This is a genomic window from Pseudomonas fildesensis, from assembly GCF_001050345.1.
Classification (GTDB): Bacteria; Pseudomonadota; Gammaproteobacteria; order Pseudomonadales; family Pseudomonadaceae; genus Aquipseudomonas; species Aquipseudomonas fildesensis.
Map to the genome: position 1 here is coordinate 95172 of NZ_LFMW01000007.1, position 16680 is coordinate 111851.

Genomic DNA, 16680 nt, shown 5'->3' on the forward strand with positions numbered 1-16680 from the left:
TCTGCCAATGATTCGGCAGGAAGGGATTCTTGCGTTACTACCGGGTTTCTGCCCGAGATTCGGACAGAAGGAAAAAAGGTGGAGAGTCGATCTATAAGCCGGGTTCTGTCTTGAACAGTCATTCGTCTACGATGGCCATCACTGGACATCTTTAGCAACCTACCCGGTCCCAGCGCGGGCCACGCCTTGGGACCCTATTTGGTCTTGCTCCAAGTGGGGTTTACCTAGCCACGAACTGTTGCCAGTCGTGCGGTGCGCTCTTACCGCACCTTTTCACCCTTACCGGCACCGAAGTGCTTAGGCGGTTATTTTCTGTGGCACTTTCCGTAGGCTCACGCCTCCCAGGCATTACCTGGCACTTCGCCCTATGGAGCCCGGACTTTCCTCCCCCCCCTAATTTTCATAGAGGGCAGCGACTGTCCAATCGACTCTCCGCCGCGAAGGTTAACGGCACGGCGGGCTGAGGACAAGTATTAAAAGCGCTGCATTGCCATCACGTTCAGACGGAATACCGGTTTAACCCCGGAACTATTCGGCTTTCTGTTTATCCAGCGCGACTTGATACAGCACGTTCTTACGCAACCCGGTAATTTCAGCTGCCAGCGCTGCTGCGCGCTTGAGTGGCATCTCCTTGAGCAGCAGATCCAGAATACGCATGGCCTCGCTGCCGACCGCGTCTTCAGCCTCTGGCGCCGTCCACCCTGCCACCAGCACTACGCATTCGCCGCGCTGCTGATTGCTGTCGCCCTCTACAAATGCGCGCAGCTCTTCCAGGGGCAGGCCCTTGAGGGTTTCGAAGGTCTTGGTGATCTCCCGCGCCAGCAGCGCCAGGCGCTCGCCACCAAATACCAGCTCCATGTCCTGCAAGCACTCCAGGATGCGATGAGGGGCCTCATAGAAGATCAAAGTGCGGGGTTCTTCCTTTACAGCTTGCAGCCGCGCGCGGCGCCCTACCGCCTTGGCTGGCAGGAAACCCTCGAAAATAAAGCGGTCCGACGGCAGGCCCGCCGCCGACAATGCAGCAATCAGCGCGCACGCTCCCGGAACAGGCACTACATTGATACCAGCGGCACGCGCCTGGCGGACCAAGTGGTAGCCAGGATCAGAGATCAACGGGGTACCAGCATCGGAGATCAGCGCCACGTCATCACCCGCCAACAGGCGCGTGATAAAACGGCTGCCTTCTTCGCGCTCGTTGTGCTCGTGGCACGCGGCCAATGGCGTGCTGATACCAAAGTGCTGCATCAAACGCTGGGAGTGCCGAGTATCTTCAGCCGCTATCAATTTAACGTCGCGCAGCACTTTCAGCGCCCGGGCACTGATGTCGTCCAGGTTGCCAATGGGCGTCGCCACGACAAAAAGCGAGCCTGCAGTGGAATTCAAAGGACCTGGAGCAGTCAAAGCGCACACCTCGATAGTTGGCAAAAGCTACATTGTAGCCGCAGGCGCCTTGAAAATATGCCATCAAGGCGGATGCCTTTTCTGCCGCTCAGGGTCACCCGCAACATTTGCACGACCTAAATTGACGGTTTCACGCCAGTAACATCGCGCCTGGGCCAGTGCTTGGGTACAATTCCACGCTAATTTGATCGGTATCAGGAACACTTACATGATCGCTTGCCTGCGGCTGCTCTCCGCCCTCTGCCTCGCCGCCTTGTTGGCCGCGTGTGCCAGCTCGCCCTCGTCCAGCCTTGGCGACCTCCCACGGACCCCGGACGCCAGTATCGAGCAACTGCTCGAACAGGCCACCACCGCCAAAACGCCAGAAAAGGCCGCATTGCTGCGCCTGAGTGCGGCTGACATGGCCTACCACCAGAACAACCCGGGCCGTTCGTCGCAGATTCTTGCGCAGGTGCCCCTGGATGTCCTCAAGCCGGCGGCGCAAATCTTTGCCAGCACCCTGGCTGCCGAACTCGCCATGGCGCGCAACCAGCCCAAGGCTGCGTTGACGGCCCTGAACCACCCAAGCCTGCAGAGCCTGAAGGACCTGCCGCCAGAACAGCAGATCCGCACCGGCACCGTACATGCCCGCGCTTATGAAGCTGATGGCCAGACCCTGGCAGCCGCCCGTGAGCGTGTCGCCATGGCGCCGCTGCTCAGTGGTGATGCCGCCAACAGCAATCACGAAGCCATCTGGGCATTGATTGCCGCACTGCCGGCCGAACAGCTGCAAGCCAGTGGCAATACGACGCTGGACGGCTGGATCACACTCGCCAAGGCGGTCAAGGGCGCCGGCACACTGGAGCAACAACAAGCCGCAATCGACGCCTGGCGCGCGCAGAACCCGAGCCACCCGGCGGCTGTGCAACTGCCAACGCCGCTGACCAAGCTCAAGGAGCTGGCCAGCCAGCCCCTGAACAAGATTGCCCTGCTACTGCCACAGGACGGCCCGCTGGCCTCCGTCGCCAAGGCGCTGCGCGAAGGCTTCATGGCCGCGCACTACCAGGCTGAACAAGCCGGACAGAAGCCGCCGGTCATCGAGTTCTACGACAGCTCGCGCCTGACCTCCATCGATGACTTCTACGCCAAGGCCCAGGCCGCCGGCGTACAACTGGTCGTAGGCCCACTGGAGAAGCCGCTGGTCAAACAGCTCAGCGCCCGTGCGCAATTACCGATTACCACCCTGGCGCTGAACTACAGCGAAACCGATCAAAGCCCGGCACAGCTGTTCCAGTTTGGCCTGGCCGCTGAGGACGAAGCCCGCGAAGTTTCGCGCCGCGCCCGAGCCGACGGCCTGCACCGCGCCGCCGCCATGGTGCCGCGTGGCGAATGGGGTGAGCGTGTCTACAAGGCTTTCCGTCAGGATTGGGAAGCCAATGGCGGCACCGTTATGGGCGTCGAGTACGTCGATCAGCCGGTTGCCCTCGCCCAGCAGATTGCCGATCTGTTCCAGCTGCGTAAAAGTGAAGGCCGCGCCAAGAGCCTGCAAAGCACCGTGGGCACCGACGTTGCCGCACAACCTTCGCGTCGCCAGGACATCGAGTTCATCTTCCTGGCCGTTACCCCGCAACTGGCCCAGCAGATCAAGCCAACCCTGAACTTCCAGTACGCCGGTGATGTGCCAGTGTATGCGACGTCCCACGTGTTCAGCGCCAGCGGCGACAAGAACCAGTACCTGGACATGACCAACGTCATGTTCTGCGAAACCCCTTGGCTGCTCAACACCACCGATCCACTGCGCAACCAGGTTGCCGCACAATGGCCACAAGCCAATGGCAGCCTCGGCCGCCTGTATGCGATGGGCGTCGACGCCTACCGCCTGGCGCCACGCCTGGGCCAGCTCAAGGCGCTGCCGGATACACGCGTTGATGGCCTCTCCGGCAGCCTGGGCATCAGCCCCAATCAGCGCGTTGATCGCCAGCTGCCATGGGCCAAGTTCGTCAGCGGCGAGGTCCAGCGCCTGCCCGATACCCCACGCTGATGCCCGAGCGGTCCAGCGCACAAAGCGGCAAGGATGCCGAACTTCAAGCTCTGAAATACCTGCAGCAACAGGGTCTGCGCCTTCTGGCGCAGAACTGGTTGTGTAAACGCGGCGAGCTTGATCTGGTCATGCTTGACGGCGATACAGTAGTATTCGTCGAAGTCCGCTACAGAAAACACGCACAATGGGGTGGCGCGCTCGCCAGTATTGACGGGCGCAAGCGTCAGAAGCTGATACTCGCCGCGCAGTTTTTCCTGCTCAAGGAGCATCGCTGGGCTGATTCCCCCTGCCGTTTCGATGTGGTTGCCATAGAAAGCAAACCGTCTGGAAAAGCTGATCTGAACTGGCTCAAAGATGCCTTCGACAGCTGATTCGCCGGACATTTTCACCACACACTTTTGCTCTTTGCTTTGCGGGCTGCACATTCCTGTGCCATACAGCCGCGCTACTTAAGGTCACACAGATGGACATGCAATCCCGAATTCGCCAGCTTTTCCAGGCCAGCATCGACACCAAGCAACAGGCGATGGACGTACTTGCACCGCACATCGAGCAAGCCAGTCAGGTCATGGTCAATGCCTTGCTCAACGAGGGCAAAATGCTTTCGTGCGGTAACGGCGGTTCGGCCGGCGATGCCCAGCATTTCTCGTCCGAGCTGCTCAACCGTTTCGAGCGCGAGCGCCCGAGCCTGCCGGCTATCGCCCTGACCACCGATTCGTCGACGATCACCTCGATCGCCAACGACTACAGCTACAACGAGATCTTCTCCAAGCAGATCCGCGCCCTCGGCCAACCGGGTGACGTGTTGCTGGCGATTTCCACCAGCGGCAACTCGGCGAATATTATTCAGGCGATCCAGGCCGCACATGATCGCGAAATGATTGTCGTAGCATTGACCGGACGCGACGGCGGCGGCATGGCCTCGCTGCTGCTGCCCGAGGATGTGGAGATTCGCGTCCCGGCCAATGTCACTGCACGTATTCAGGAAGTCCATCTGCTGGCGATCCACTGCCTGTGCGATCTGATCGACAGCCAACTGTTCGGGAGTGAAGAATGACCGTTAAAAGTCTCAGTCTATTGGCTATTGCGCTGTGCCTCGGCATCAGCGGTTGCAGCACAGCCATCACCGCGACACGTGACACCCCCATCCAGGATGACAAGGGTACCCGCACCTTCGGCAGCAAGATCGACGACTCGCTGATCGAAACTAAGGTCGAGGTGAACGTCGCCAAGGCCGCACAGGATCTGGGCAATGGCGCGTCTCGCATCGTCGTAACCAGCTTCAACGGCGTGGTACTGCTCGCCGGCCAAACCCCGCGCGCAGACCTAAAGGCCCAGGCTGAACAAGCCGCCTCGGCTGTTCAACGCGTCAAGAAAGTCCATAACGAATTGCAGGTGATGGACCCGATCACCCTGCTGGCCATCAGCAACGACGCATTGCTGACCACCAAGATCAAGGCGCAGATGCTGACTGACAACGCGATTCCCGGCTCGCGGATCAAAGTCGTCACCGACAACGGTATCGTCTACTTGATGGGCCTGCTGACCCAGACAGAAGCAACCCGTGCGGCCAACCTGGTACAGGGTGTGTCGGGCGTGCAGAAGATCGTGAAGGTGTTCGAATACATCGACTGATGTAAACGGGCAGCCATAAAAAGGGCGCCGTGCATTTGACTGCACGGCGCCCTTTTTAGTGGCCAGCGTTTACTGGTACTGCGAGTACGGGTTGCCCTGGAACTGATTGTTCTGCTGAGGCGCCTGCTGCTGCGCGGCTGGCTGGCCGTACTGCTGGCCTGGGATCGGGCCAAGGTTGACTTCTACGCGACGGTTCTGGGCGCGACCATTGACGTCGGCGTTGCTGGCAATCGGGTTATCCGGGCCAGCACCGCGTGCGCTCAGGTTGGTCGGGCTAACGCCTTGCGAAGTCAGGTAGTTGGCCACGCTCTGAGCGCGACGCTGCGACAGGTCCATGTTCAATTGACGGCCGCCCGTGCTGTCGGTGTAGCCGACAATCTGGATGGTGTTCTGGTTGAACTGCTTGAGCGAGTTGGCCAGGTTGTTCAGCGGCGTGTAGAAGCTGCCGGAGATATCAGCCGAGTTGGTGGCAAAGGTGATATTGCCCGGCATGATCAGCTTGATCTGGTCACCCTGGCGCTGCACCTCGACGCCGGTATTGGCCATTTTGGCTCGCAGCTCGGCCTCCTGCTTGTCGGCGTAGTAGCCGTAACCCGCCGCGCCAATACCCGCGACAGCCGCACCGATCAGCGCGCCCTTGCCACGGTTGTTATGGTCGATGGCCGCACCGGCCAATGCACCGGCCAGGGCACCCAGGCCACCGTACTTGGCGGTCTTGCTCATACCACCGGATTCATTATTCGCCTGTCCCTGGCTGCTGCCGTCATAAGGATTAGGTGAAGCGCAGCCGGACAACAGGGCTACGGCGGTAGCGACAACAAGCAGACGACGTGGAGTGAACATGAAGGGAGCTCCTACTTTTGCATTCTGTGGTGCAGAGGACATTGGCAATGGACCTGTGCCGAGTTTTGAACGCGACAAACGGTAAAAATTCCATGGCCGCGCGCCGCGCTGTAACAAAAGGTTGGCGACAATGACCACTGCAGAAACGGTAGCAGACACACACTGAACGCAACCTGTGTTTGTGCTGCAACGTGTCTCCAGATACAACAGCACCGACCATTCCCCATGCCCCATCACGCCCGTACGAACGGGTTCTCGCGCATCTCATCCCCCAGCAGCGTGTCTGGCCCGTGACCGGTCACCACAATTGCGTCCTCGTCCAGCGTGTACAGCCGCTGTTTGATCGAACGCACGATCGTCGCCTGGTCCCCACCCCACAAATCCGTACGCCCCACGCCGCGCCGAAACAGCGTGTCCCCCGCGATCAGCAGCTTGGCATCGGAGAACCAGAAACTCATCGAACCCGGCGTGTGACCCGGCGTATGCAACGCCACGCCACACCCACAGGCCAGCTCCTCATCATCGGCCAGCCAGTGATCCGGCGACGGCACCGGGGTGTAGGGCACACCAAACATCTGGCACTGCATCTCCAGGTTATCCCAGAGAAACTGGTCTTCCTTGTGCAGGTGCAGGGTGGCACCCGTCTTTTCCTTCAATTGTCCCGAGGCAAGGAAGTGATCGAGATGGGCATGGGTGTGGATGATGCTCACCACTTTCAGGCCCAGCGCATCGAGACGTGCCAGGATCAATTCATGGTTGCCACCCGGGTCGACCACAATGGCCTTTTTGGTGATGGGGTCGCCAATGATCGTGCAGTTGCACTGCAACGGGCCGACCGGAAAGGTTTCGCGGATCAGCGCGGTTTTTTCAATATTCATCGGTGCTCCTGCGGGCTCTATGGCATATTCCGCACAGTATGGTTGACGAGGCGCCAGACCTGAAGAGCACCGACTGCTAAGCTTGCCCACGCCATCGAAAAACAATCCATGCCACCGCAACTGTGCCGCGTTGGAGCGATCCCCATGGCGAATCAACTGATCATCTGCGAGCACTGCGACTGCGTGTACGAAAAAGTCACGCTCGCCAGACATCAAAAAGCCCTCTGCCTACGTTGCGCAGGCGTGCTCCAGCGCTACAACGGCCTGTCGGTGCAACAGCGCCTCGCCCTGACGCTGACGGCTGCGGTGCTGTGGACCTTCGCCAACTTCTATCCCGTGATGAGTATCAGCCTGCAAGGCCTGAAAAGCAGCGCCACGTTATGGGACTCGGTGGTAGCGCTGAGCCTGGGGCCAATCACGTTTATAGCGTTGGTGGCGGCCATTTCCATCATCATCGCGCCGGTTTTCCAGTTGCTGCTATTGATGTGGGTCTTGAGTTTTGCCCTCTCGGGCAAGCGCTCACCGGCGTTCCGATTGTGCATGCGTTGGCTGGAGGCGCTCAGGCCCTGGAGCATGCTGGAGGTGTGCCTGCTCGGTGCGATGGTGGCGGTGTTCAAGCTGGCCGGCATGCTTGATGTGATACCCGGCACCGGCCTGTTTGCCCTGGCCGTGCTCAGCCTGTTGCTGATCCGCATTGCCGGGCGTGATGTGCGTGACCTGTGGGACACCGTATGAACACACCGCCGACGGCCAGCGAGCTCGCTCTGTGCCTCTGTCACAGCTGCGGATTGTCCTGCGACATGCGCGCCGGGCCGACCGAATGCGAGCGCTGTGGCGCGCCCTTGCACCGGCGCAAGGTCAGTTCACTGACGCGCACCTGGGCCTACATGCTCACCGCGCTGGCGCTCTATGTGCCGGCCAATCTCCTGCCGGTGATGAACACCACCATGCTCGGCTCGGGGGCAGACAGCACCATCATGAGCGGGGTGCTGGAGTTCTGGCAGCATGGCGCCTGGGACATTGCGCTGATTATTTTCATCGCCAGCATCGCAGTGCCCGGCATCAAGTTTGTGTCCCTGACCCTGCTGCTGGTCACCGTGCAGCGCAATAGCCTTTGGGCACGCAAGGAACGTTCAAAGCTGTTCCGGTTCGTCGAGCTGATTGGCTACTGGTCCATGCTGGATGTCATCGTGGTCGCGCTGGTGGCCGCGCTGGTGAAGTTCCAGGCCCTGGGCACCATCGAGCCGCGCCTGGGCATCCTGTTTTTCGGCCTGGTGGTGGTGTTTACCATGCTGGCCGCCATGAGCTTCGATCCGAGGCTGATCTGGGAAACCCCACACAACAAGGAGACCTCGGATGACGTCACATCCCACTGACACCCCGCAAGCCCCAGGGTCACCTGCGATCAAGACACGGCGCTTCAGCGTTTCGCTGGTGTGGATCGTGCCGATCGTCGCGGTGCTGGTGGGGATTTCGCTGGTGGTACACAGCATCCTCCAGCAGGGCCCGACCATCACCCTCAATTTCAAGACCGGCAGCGGCTTGACCGCGAATAAAACCGAGGTCAAGTACCGCAACGTGGTGATTGGCCAGGTGACCGATGTCGCCTTGAGTGACGACCAGAAAAGCGTCAACGCTACCGTTCAACTGGCCAAGCAGGCCGAAAGTTTCACCCGCGCCGACTCACAGTTCTGGGTGGTGCGCCCGCGTATCGGCGCCGGCGGCGTATCCGGCATCGACACCCTGCTCTCCGGCGACTACATCGGTGCCGACATCGGCCAATCCGAGACACGCGCCAAGCAGTTCAAAGGCCTCGAAAACCCGCCTCCCATCACCTACGGCGAACCGGGCAAGCGTTTCACGCTGCACACGCAGACCCTCGGTTCGCTGGATATTGGCTCACCGGTGTACTACCGAAAAATCGAGGTCGGCCAAGTGGTGGCCTACGAGCTGGATGCCGAGGGCAAGGGCGTCAATGTCGAGGTGTTCGTGCATGCGCCCAATGACGCCTATGTCACCGAAAACACGCGCTTCTGGAACGCCAGCGGGATTGACCTGAGCGTGGGCGCCAATGGCTTCGCGCTGAAGACCGAATCGCTCTCGTCCATGCTAGTGGGTGGCATCGCCTTTAGGGCGCCGCCGTACAGCCCGAACGACAAACCGGCCGACGAAGCACGTACCTTTGAGCTCTTCGACGACCAAGACAGCGCCCTCGCCCCACCCAATGGCGAGGGGCAATACATGGCCCTGCGATTCGATCAGGCATTGCGCGGGCTCAAGGTCGGGGCGCCGGTTGAGTTCCTAGGCGTCGAGTTTGGCAAAGTGGTATCGATCAACCTGGACTTCGACGCCAAGAAACGCAGCTTCCCGCTCAACGTCGGCATCGTGATCTATCCACAGTTGCTCGGGCAGGCCCACACCAAACTGCTCAAGGTCATGAACCATGACCCCAACGATGAGGCCGCCGGCGTACAGCTGATCGGCTCGTTCATCGAAAATGGCCTGCGAGCCCAGGCGCGCAGTGGCAACTTGCTGACCGGCCAGTTATACATCGCGCTGGACTTCTACCCGAAAGCCGACAAGGTCAAATTTGACCCCAGCCTGCGCCCCGTCAGCATTCCAACCATTCCCGGCAACCTGGAGCAGCTACAGGAAAAACTCGAAAACATCGTCAACAAGATCAACCAACTGCCGATCGAACGCATTGCCGGCAACCTCGACAGCAACCTTGTCGAGCTGCGCAAAGGACTGACCCAATTCAACGCCAAAACCCTGCCCGGCGTTCAGAACACCTTGGCTGACGTGAGCAAGACGCTGCAATCGGCCAGTTCGACCCTGGCCGAGGACTCACCGCAGCGCGAACAGCTGACCCAGACCCTGGATGAACTGGGCCGCATGTCGCGCTCCCTGCGCGAGCTGTCGGACTACCTGGGCCGTCACCCGGAATCGCTGATTCGCGGCCGCCCCGACAACGCCGCGCCCCTGGACCTGCAAGGACCACCGCGCAAATGACCCCTGGAGCAAGCGCCATGACGTTTCCGTTGAAAATCACATGGGTCGGCATGCTGCTGTTGCTGACGGCGTGCAGCAGTACACCGATTACCTTTCATACGCTGACGCCGGCGCATTGGAATACGGCCACTGGAGCCGGCGCGGGCACCCTCCGGATTGAAAGCATCACCGTTCCACCCCAAGTCGACCGACCGCAGATTGTGATCCGCCAGGGCGACAGTGGCGTGGCGATCCTGGAAACCCAGTGGTGGGCCGCGAGCCTCGCGGATGAGTTGAGGAGTGCGCTGGTGGACCAATTGGCCAACAGCAACCCTCGGCAATCGATGTTGTTGCGTCTTGAAGTGCAGCGCTTTGACTCCGTGCCCGGCCAGTACGCGCTGCTCGACGTCAAATGGCGCCTACGGCCGGCCGGTGGCACCGAGCGCCCGCCGCTGACCTGCCGGACCACGTTGCAGTCGCCCGCCGGGCTGAGCATCGACAACGTGGTGCTCGCCCATCAAAACAATCTCAAGCGCTTTGCAGCGCAAATCAGCCAGGCGGTCGACAGCTCAGCCAGCCAGTGCCCGACTGCACCGTAAACCGCCTGGCAATCACGCCAGCAAGCCCATCGCCTTGGCTCGCGCCACGGCCTGGGTGCGTCGCTCCACCCCAAGTTTGCTGTTGATGTGGCTGGCGTGGGTCTTGACGGTGTGCAGGGAGATAAACAGCTGGTTGCTGATTTCCTGGTTTGAGCAGCCTTGGGCGATCAGTTGCAGGACCGCCAACTCGCGCGTGCTCAGGGTTTCGTGGGTGGTCGCGACCTCGGGCGTCACCACCGCGGGGAGAAGCGCGAGCAGACTCTGGTGCAGCAGACCCTGCGGGTCTTTGCCCAATTGCTCGCGCATCCAGTCCGGATACCCCTCCAACAAGCGCTGGAACGGCTGCAACGCACCTCCGGCGCCCGCTTCAAAGGCCCGGGCCAGTACCGGCCGCGCCTTGGCTTCCTGACCGCACTCCAGCAGCAACTGCGCCTGCTGGGTCAGCGCCATCAGGGCAATCATCTGGCGCCCGCTGTTGTGGGCCTGTTGCGCCAGGTCTTCGAGCCGCTCCAGCGCCGCCTGGGGCTGATGGCGGACGGCATCGAGTGCGGCTTGTTGCAGCCCGATATGTTGCGGCAAGTGCGGGTGGAATTCCGGTGCAGCGGCGGCCTGTTTGCCGTGATAAGTCTGCCCCAGGCGCGTCAGCCAGGCATCCGCCAGGTCGGTGCGGCCTTGAGCCAGCCACAGTTCGCATTTGATCAGGGTAATCATCGCCAGGTAGTAGATCGGCGGCACATCCCAGATATGCATCAAGCGTTCGGCTTCGGCGAGTTCGGCGAAGGCTTTGGCGAAGTCGTTACGGCGCCCTTCGAAGTTGGCGATCACGCAATGGCCGATCAGTACGCTGATATCGCGGCAGGCGCGGGCTTCGGTGAGGCCGGCGCGCAGGCGTTCCATACCGGCTTCGGGCTGATTGCGCACCAGCAGCAAATAGCCTTCGTAAAGCGACAGTCGCGCACGCACGGCGTACAACCGCTGGGGCGCGAGGCCGTGCAAGCGTTGCAAGCCTTGGCGCACTTCATCGAGCGACCGCAGGATTTCGCCGCGCGCCTGCAACACACGCGCACGGTCGTAGTGGGCCAGGGCTTCAAACAGCGGGTTGCCGACGCGCTGCGCCAGCTCCAGTGATTCACGGTTCAGGCCACGGGCGCGCCACAGGTCAGCATCGACGATAGCCAGGTTGGACAGGGTCGACAGGCACATCAGCCGCTGCCCGTAACGGCGCTGCGGCAGGCTCTCCAAGGCCTCGCTGCAATAGCGCTGGGTCAATTCGCGATCACCCCGGCCACGGGCGATAATCCCGCTCAACGCCAGCCATTGGGCCAGCATCGACTTTTGCGCAGTGGCCGAGGGTGCGGGCAGGAAACGACTGAGGTAGCCGGACAACTCTTCCGCCGCATCCAACTGGCAGGCGAGCCCCAAGGCCCAGCTGTAGAGCACGATCAACCGCGGCGTGCTGATCAGCAAGCTGTCGGGCAAGTCCATCTTCCAGCGAAGCAGCATGCCGACATTCTGCTCGGCCAGCAGTTGTTCTTCGGACAGGTTCTGCACCAGGTTCGCCGCCACATCGAGATGGCCGGCGCGCAACGCCTGCTCCACCGCTTCATCGATCAAGCCCTGGGCGTTGAACCAACGGCACGCGCGCAGGTGCAGGCTGGCGGCCGGCAATACATTGCTGCTCGCGCGGCGGGTGCGCAGCAGATCGGAGAACAAATGATGATAACGGTACCAATGCCCCTGCTCGTCCAAGGGCACCAGAAACACCTGGTGGGCTTGCAGGTAACGCAGGATCTCGGCGCTGTCATGGGCTTCGCGCACGGCATCGCACAACTCGCTGCAGAAGCGGTCTTGGGGAGCGGTGTCGAACAGGAACGCCTGCACCTCGGGCGGCAGGCAGTCGATCACTTCTTCCAGCAGGTAGTCGCGGATCAGCCCTTCCCCACCGTGCAGGCTTTGCGGCAAGGCGCCCTCGTTGCCGGCTTCGGAAGCCGCCAGCAGCCAAAAGCGCAGGCCGGCCACCCAGCCTTCGCTGCGGCGGATCAGGTTGTCGAGGGCTTCACCACTCAAGGAACTGCTGTGACGATCCAGCAACGCCTGGGATTCGGCATGGGTCAGGCGCAGGTCTTGCTCGTGCAACTCCAGCAAGTGCCGTGACAACCGCAAGCGCGCCAGATGCCAGTCCGGGCGCTGGCGGCTGGTGACCAGTACCAACAAGCCGTCGGGCAAATGATTGAGGAAAAATTGCAGGCAACGATCAAGCACCGGGCCCTGGGCCAGATGGTAGTCATCCAGCACCAGCAGCAGCGGTGCACGGGTGGACAAATGCACCGTCAGCTCATCGAGCAGGCCGTCGAGCCATTCTTCAAAGGCGAAGGGTTGATGACGCTGACGCATCTTCAGCAGGCCCAGGGATTGGGCGCCGATTTGCGGGAAGTATTGTTGAAGACCATCGAGCAGGCGCTCGAGAAAACGCCCCGGGTCGTTGTCCCGTGGGCTCAGGCCCAGCCACAGGCTTTGCCAGTGAGCCGGCAGGCCCTGGCAGAACTCCACCGCCAACGAACTCTTGCCGAACCCAGCCGGTGCGCTGACCAGCAGCAACCGCCCTTCCAGGCCGGCGCTCAGCCGTTCACACAGGCGGGGGCGCAGCACGTAGCCGTCAGGCAGCGGAGGCCTGTAGAAGCGACCTTCCAGGGTCGGGACTACCCTACTGGCAGGCCCTTGGATTCGGGACAGATCAGTCATCGCCGGGCTCTTGTAGAAGGCTGTTGTCGGCATTGCAGATGTCCGCAGACTAGCGGTAAAAGCGGCGGGTTTGTAGATCTTTGCAACATTTGCCTGAAAAAGAACTGAGACAAGAAATATCGCCACAAACAAAAAGTGGGAGGGGGCTTGCTCCCGATAGAGGCGGATCAGTCAATGCATGCGCTGACTGTCACACCGCTATCGGGAGCAAAGCCCCCTCCCACATTGAGTCACTCGTGCAGCTTAGCGAACACCGTCCTGGCGCAGGGCCGCGGGGGTGAAGTCGCTGGTGGTGGCGGTGAAGCCGAAGTCATACGCCTGCTTCTCTTCGTTCTTCATGCCAAGGGCCAGGTAGCGGCCGGACTGCAGGTCGTAGAGGGTTTCGATCGCGTACCACGGCACTTGTTTGTCGTAGTAGTTCTCGCCATGGGCCTCGGCGACGCGCCAGAGCTGGCCACGACCGTCGTAGTGATCGATCACGGCGGCTTGCCAGGTGTCTTCGTCGATGAAGAAGTCACGCTTGGCATAGATGTGGCGTTGGCCTTCCTTCAAGGTCGCGACCACGTGCCAGACGCGGCGCAGCTCGTAACGTGCGAGGTCCTGGTTGATATGGCCAGCCTTGATGATGTCGGCGTACTTGAGCTTCGGATCGTCGATCTTGTAGCTGTTGGAGGCGATGTAGATTTCTTTCTTGCCTTCCAGCTTCCAGTCGTAACGGTCCGGGGCACCGTTGTACATGTCGAGGTTGTCGGACGTACGCAGGCCATCGGCGGCAGTACCCGGCCCGTCATAGGACACTTGCGGCGCCCGACGCACACGGCGCTGGCCGGCGTTGTAGACCCACGCCGAACGCGGCTCTTTCACCTGGTCCAGGGTTTCGTGCACCAGCAGCACACCACCGGCCAGACGCGCCGGCGCGGTCACTTGCTGCTTGAAGTAGAACAACACGTTGCCCGGGTTTTTCGGATCGAAATCCTTCATTTTGTCGCGGAACACGAACTGGTCTTTGAAATACACCAGGCTGAACGAACCGTTGGTTTGCGGCGTGGCCTGGGTGACCAGGCGAGTCACGCTGCCGCCGCGATAGCGGGTGATGTGGTTCCAGATAACCTCGACGCCGCTTTTGGGAATCGGGAACGGTACGGCGGTTTCGAAGTTTTCCAGGCCGTTGCCGCCGGACACCAGGTTGGTGGTGGTGGCGTTTTTCTTGATGGCCGCGAACACATCGGCCGGCACGGTAGCGCCGCGATGGCTCGGGTAGACCGGCATCTTGAAGGTTTCCGGGTAACGCTTGAACATCGCGTACTGCCCAGGGGCCAGTTTGTCTTTGTACTGCTCGACGTTCTGCGCAGTAATGGTGAATTGGGGTTGTTCACTGGCGTATGGGTTGGCCAGGAACCCACGGGCATCGACGGCGCCGGCGTTGGTGGGCAGCGGCGACCATTTAGGAATGGTGCCTGCTGCGTTACCGGCCATTTCAGCGCCCATCGGGGTCAGGGTTGTGCCCAGCTTGGCGGCTTCATCCGCCGACACTGCCGCCATGACGCTTCCCGCCATTAGCGACAGCCCCAGCACACCCGCCTGCAACAGATTTTTGGTTATTTTCATGTTCTGGTCTTCCTGAAATGCAGTGTGCTTAGAAGTTGGCGCCGAAGCTCAAAGCGACGAAGTCGCGGTCATCCACCGTGCTGAACTTGCCACCAAAGAAGTTGGTGTAGGCCAGGCTGGCGGTGTAGGTGTTCTGGTATTCGGCATCCAGCCCCAGGCTGACAGCTTTGCGACCTTCCTCGAAGTTGCCGCCAGGGCCTGGCGAGTAACCTTTGACGTCATGGGACCAAGCCACGTTAGGCTTGAAGTTGACGCCAGCAAATACATCCGGGTATTCCCAGATGGCACGAGCACGGTAGCCCCAGGACGTTGCGGTGGTGTAACCGTCGTTGTTGCAGTTAGTGTTCAGGCCGGAGGCGTTGGCCAGACCTGCGCCGTTGGCCGTCGAGTTGTTGAGGGCGTTGCAGAACCCACCCGGCAGGCTGCCTGGGCCAAACACCGGATCACGGCCATAACGAGCTTCTGACTTGCTTTCCAGGCCGCCCACATGGGTCACGCCAATTTCACCCACCGTTGTCAGGCGGCTGGCGCCCATGACCTGATCGAAGAAGTGCGTGAAGGTGGTCTGGAACTGGGTCACTTCCTTACGGTTGTAGCCATGCAGGTCCTGGCCCGGCGAGCCTTTGAGCACGGACGCATTGCCAAAGCCCGGAATCGGCGTGACACCGGCGTAAAGAATGTCAGTGGTGCTCAGTTGCACAGGCGCATTCGGCCGGTAGCTCAACTCACCGCTCCATGCGGTGCCGGTAGGCAGCGTGGTGGAAAAACTCAAACCATAGAGACGGATGTCTTCCGGATACTCGACGAAGTAGTTCGAACTACCGGCCACGATCAACGGACGCAATGCGGCCAGCGGCCCCAGTGGACGGGTATACGCCGACGATGGCGCGCCCTGTGCGCTGAAGATCGGCGCACGGCTATGGTAATTCATGAAGTACGCGCCGAACTCAGTGTCCAGCGGTTCGAAGTTGTAGTGCATGGCCACGCCGAACTGGCCACTGTCGCGGGCATCACGATCCGGACCGCGACGCACCAGCACGCCTTCACTGTTGACGTCCACACCCAGGGCATTCAACGTCGGCAAGGCAGCACCCGGAATGGTCGAGCGCTTGTTCAGTACCCGCAGGTTGTTATCGCAGCCATCTGAAATCACGTCCGGCTGCGAGAAGAACGTCCCGCAGTTATCGGTAACGGTCTGATCCCATTCCAACTGATAAAACGCCTCTGCCGACAAGTTATCGGTCAGGGTTTGCGACACATAGAACATGTTGACCGGAATCAAGCCTTCCTTGATTTCAGCCCCCGGACGACGGAACGCCGACACATCGATCGGGTTGATGGAGTTGATACCGCCACCGATGAAGGTACTTTCACCCCAGCTCACTACCTGCTTACCGAAGCGCACGTTGCCTGGCTGATCGGCAATCGAGTAGTTGTGATAGATGAACGCATCGAGAATCTGCCCGCCGGAGGACTTGGCGCCCTCTTTGCGGTTGTTGTCGCTGATGTCCTTGAACTGACGACTTTCGTCTTTCAACTCAAAGTCGTACCAGTATTTGCCGCGCACAAAGACGCCGGTATCGCCGTATTTCAGTTCCAGGTCATGAATGCCCTTGAAGATCTTCGAGAACGTCTCACCGCGCTTGAAGTTCAAGTGGCCGTCATCAGACGTTTGGGACAAGCCCTTGCCGCCGTTGTTGGCACCGATCAAGTCACTGTTGGGCTTGGCCGTAGACCAACTGGCTCCCACAGAAAGCGACGAGTCAAAGCTCCCTTCGATTTCACCGATATTGAAACTGACGCCGAATGCGGGCCCGGCGAGCGTAGAGGCGAGACTGACGGCCAGGGGCAGTCTTGCCCGGCGCCAGAACTGGTTTACTGAGGTCATCGACGCTACTCCATGTGCATTATTGTTATGGCAGTGAGTTCTTTCTGTGATGCTTGTAACGGCCGGAATACAACG

Annotated in this window: 14 protein-coding genes and 1 other RNA gene; 8 read left to right on the top strand and 7 right to left on the bottom strand. The window is 60.7% G+C overall.

Annotated elements, in window-relative coordinates; genetic code table 11:
- Positions 1-78: 78 nt before the first annotated feature.
- Positions 79-432, bottom strand: an RNA gene (gene rnpB / locus ACR52_RS28925) — RNase P RNA component class A.
- 96 nt (positions 433-528) lie between these two features.
- The gene (gene rsmI, locus ACR52_RS10875) at positions 529-1401 is read right to left on the bottom strand and encodes a 16S rRNA (cytidine(1402)-2'-O)-methyltransferase (protein WP_048723868.1); all 873 of its coding nucleotides are present in this window, start codon (positions 1399-1401) and stop codon (positions 529-531) included.
- A 208-nt stretch (positions 1402-1609) separates the two neighbouring features.
- On the opposite strand from rsmI, the gene ACR52_RS10880 reads away from it, so the two are divergent.
- The 4 genes from ACR52_RS10880 to ACR52_RS10895 all read left to right on the top strand — a co-directional run bounded on the left by ACR52_RS10880 (position 1610) and on the right by ACR52_RS10895 (position 5056).
- Positions 1610-3421: a penicillin-binding protein activator gene (locus tag ACR52_RS10880; protein WP_048723870.1), complete on the top strand. Its 1812-nt coding sequence runs from the start codon at positions 1610-1612 to the stop codon at positions 3419-3421.
- A complete protein-coding gene (locus tag ACR52_RS10885) occupies positions 3421-3792 on the top strand; it encodes a YraN family protein (RefSeq protein ID WP_048723872.1) in 372 nt (123 codons plus the stop codon). Before ACR52_RS10880 ends, ACR52_RS10885 begins: the two co-directional genes overlap by 1 nt.
- Positions 3793-3884: 92 nt before the next feature.
- Positions 3885-4478, top strand: a complete 594-nt coding sequence (locus ACR52_RS10890) for a phosphoheptose isomerase (protein ID WP_007904374.1) — start codon at positions 3885-3887, stop codon at positions 4476-4478.
- Complete coding sequence (locus ACR52_RS10895; protein WP_048723877.1) at positions 4475-5056, top strand: BON domain-containing protein; 582 nt, start codon at positions 4475-4477, stop codon at positions 5054-5056. Before ACR52_RS10890 ends, ACR52_RS10895 begins: the two co-directional genes overlap by 4 nt.
- Before the next feature lie 69 nt (positions 5057-5125).
- Here ACR52_RS10895 and ACR52_RS10900 read toward each other — a convergent pair whose 3' ends face one another.
- Together ACR52_RS10900 and ACR52_RS10905 are read right to left on the bottom strand one after the other, a co-directional pair.
- A complete protein-coding gene (locus tag ACR52_RS10900; RefSeq protein ID WP_048723878.1) occupies positions 5126-5899 on the bottom strand; it encodes an OmpA family protein in 774 nt (257 codons plus the stop codon).
- Positions 5900-6132: 233 nt separating this feature from the next.
- The gene (locus tag ACR52_RS10905) at positions 6133-6777 is read right to left on the bottom strand and encodes an MBL fold metallo-hydrolase (protein WP_048723880.1); all 645 of its coding nucleotides are present in this window, start codon (positions 6775-6777) and stop codon (positions 6133-6135) included.
- Positions 6778-6921: 144 nt separating this feature from the next.
- Between ACR52_RS10905 and ACR52_RS10910 the strand changes: the two genes are divergently transcribed.
- Genes ACR52_RS10910 through ACR52_RS10925 form a run of 4 tightly spaced genes read left to right on the top strand, consistent with a single transcriptional unit; the run spans position 6922 to position 10367 of the window.
- A complete protein-coding gene (locus tag ACR52_RS10910; RefSeq protein ID WP_048723882.1) occupies positions 6922-7512 on the top strand; it encodes a paraquat-inducible protein A in 591 nt (196 codons plus the stop codon).
- The gene (locus ACR52_RS10915) at positions 7509-8153 is read left to right on the top strand and encodes a paraquat-inducible protein A (RefSeq protein WP_048723884.1); all 645 of its coding nucleotides are present in this window, start codon (positions 7509-7511) and stop codon (positions 8151-8153) included. The genes ACR52_RS10910 and ACR52_RS10915 overlap by 4 nt, the downstream gene beginning before the upstream one ends.
- Positions 8134-9789 (top strand): PqiB family protein, encoded by a 1656-nt coding sequence (locus tag ACR52_RS10920; protein ID WP_048723886.1) that lies wholly within the window; start codon positions 8134-8136, stop codon positions 9787-9789. Before ACR52_RS10915 ends, ACR52_RS10920 begins: the two co-directional genes overlap by 20 nt.
- Before the next feature lie 17 nt (positions 9790-9806).
- A complete protein-coding gene (locus ACR52_RS10925; protein ID WP_048723887.1) occupies positions 9807-10367 on the top strand; it encodes a PqiC family protein in 561 nt (186 codons plus the stop codon).
- Between the two features lie 12 nt (positions 10368-10379).
- Here ACR52_RS10925 and ACR52_RS10930 read toward each other — a convergent pair whose 3' ends face one another.
- From ACR52_RS10930 to ACR52_RS10940, 3 genes are all read right to left on the bottom strand, one after another.
- Positions 10380-13109, bottom strand: coding sequence for a LuxR C-terminal-related transcriptional regulator (locus ACR52_RS10930; RefSeq protein ID WP_048723889.1), 2730 nt, complete (start codon positions 13107-13109; stop codon positions 10380-10382).
- 243 nt (positions 13110-13352) lie between these two features.
- Complete coding sequence (locus ACR52_RS10935; protein WP_048723891.1) at positions 13353-14717, bottom strand: DUF1329 domain-containing protein; 1365 nt, start codon at positions 14715-14717, stop codon at positions 13353-13355.
- 28 nt (positions 14718-14745) lie between these two features.
- Complete coding sequence (locus tag ACR52_RS10940) at positions 14746-16605, bottom strand: DUF1302 domain-containing protein (RefSeq protein WP_048723892.1); 1860 nt, start codon at positions 16603-16605, stop codon at positions 14746-14748.
- Positions 16606-16680 lie beyond the last annotated feature (75 nt).

What these genes read in the sequence shown, in the direction of transcription:
- ACR52_RS10915 (WP_048723884.1), top strand. Translation starts at nt 7,509, where the DNA reads ATGAACACACCGCCGACGGCCAGCGAGCTCGCTCTGTGCCTCTGTCAC.
- ACR52_RS10920 (WP_048723886.1), top strand. Translation starts at nt 8,134, where the DNA reads ATGACGTCACATCCCACTGACACCCCGCAAGCCCCAGGGTCACCTGCG.
- ACR52_RS10885 (WP_048723872.1), top strand. Translation starts at nt 3,421, where the DNA reads ATGCCCGAGCGGTCCAGCGCACAAAGCGGCAAGGATGCCGAACTTCAA.
- ACR52_RS10925 (WP_048723887.1), top strand. Translation starts at nt 9,807, where the DNA reads ATGACGTTTCCGTTGAAAATCACATGGGTCGGCATGCTGCTGTTGCTG.
- ACR52_RS10910 (WP_048723882.1), top strand. Translation starts at nt 6,922, where the DNA reads ATGGCGAATCAACTGATCATCTGCGAGCACTGCGACTGCGTGTACGAA.
- ACR52_RS10930 (WP_048723889.1), bottom strand. Translation starts at nt 13,109, where the DNA reads ATGACTGATCTGTCCCGAATCCAAGGGCCTGCCAGTAGGGTAGTCCCG.
- ACR52_RS10895 (WP_048723877.1), top strand. Translation starts at nt 4,475, where the DNA reads ATGACCGTTAAAAGTCTCAGTCTATTGGCTATTGCGCTGTGCCTCGGC.
- ACR52_RS10935 (WP_048723891.1), bottom strand. Translation starts at nt 14,717, where the DNA reads ATGAAAATAACCAAAAATCTGTTGCAGGCGGGTGTGCTGGGGCTGTCG.
- ACR52_RS10905 (WP_048723880.1), bottom strand. Translation starts at nt 6,777, where the DNA reads ATGAATATTGAAAAAACCGCGCTGATCCGCGAAACCTTTCCGGTCGGC.
- ACR52_RS10900 (WP_048723878.1), bottom strand. Translation starts at nt 5,899, where the DNA reads ATGTTCACTCCACGTCGTCTGCTTGTTGTCGCTACCGCCGTAGCCCTG.
- ACR52_RS10940 (WP_048723892.1), bottom strand. Translation starts at nt 16,605, where the DNA reads ATGACCTCAGTAAACCAGTTCTGGCGCCGGGCAAGACTGCCCCTGGCC.
- ACR52_RS10890 (WP_007904374.1), top strand. Translation starts at nt 3,885, where the DNA reads ATGGACATGCAATCCCGAATTCGCCAGCTTTTCCAGGCCAGCATCGAC.
- ACR52_RS10880 (WP_048723870.1), top strand. Translation starts at nt 1,610, where the DNA reads ATGATCGCTTGCCTGCGGCTGCTCTCCGCCCTCTGCCTCGCCGCCTTG.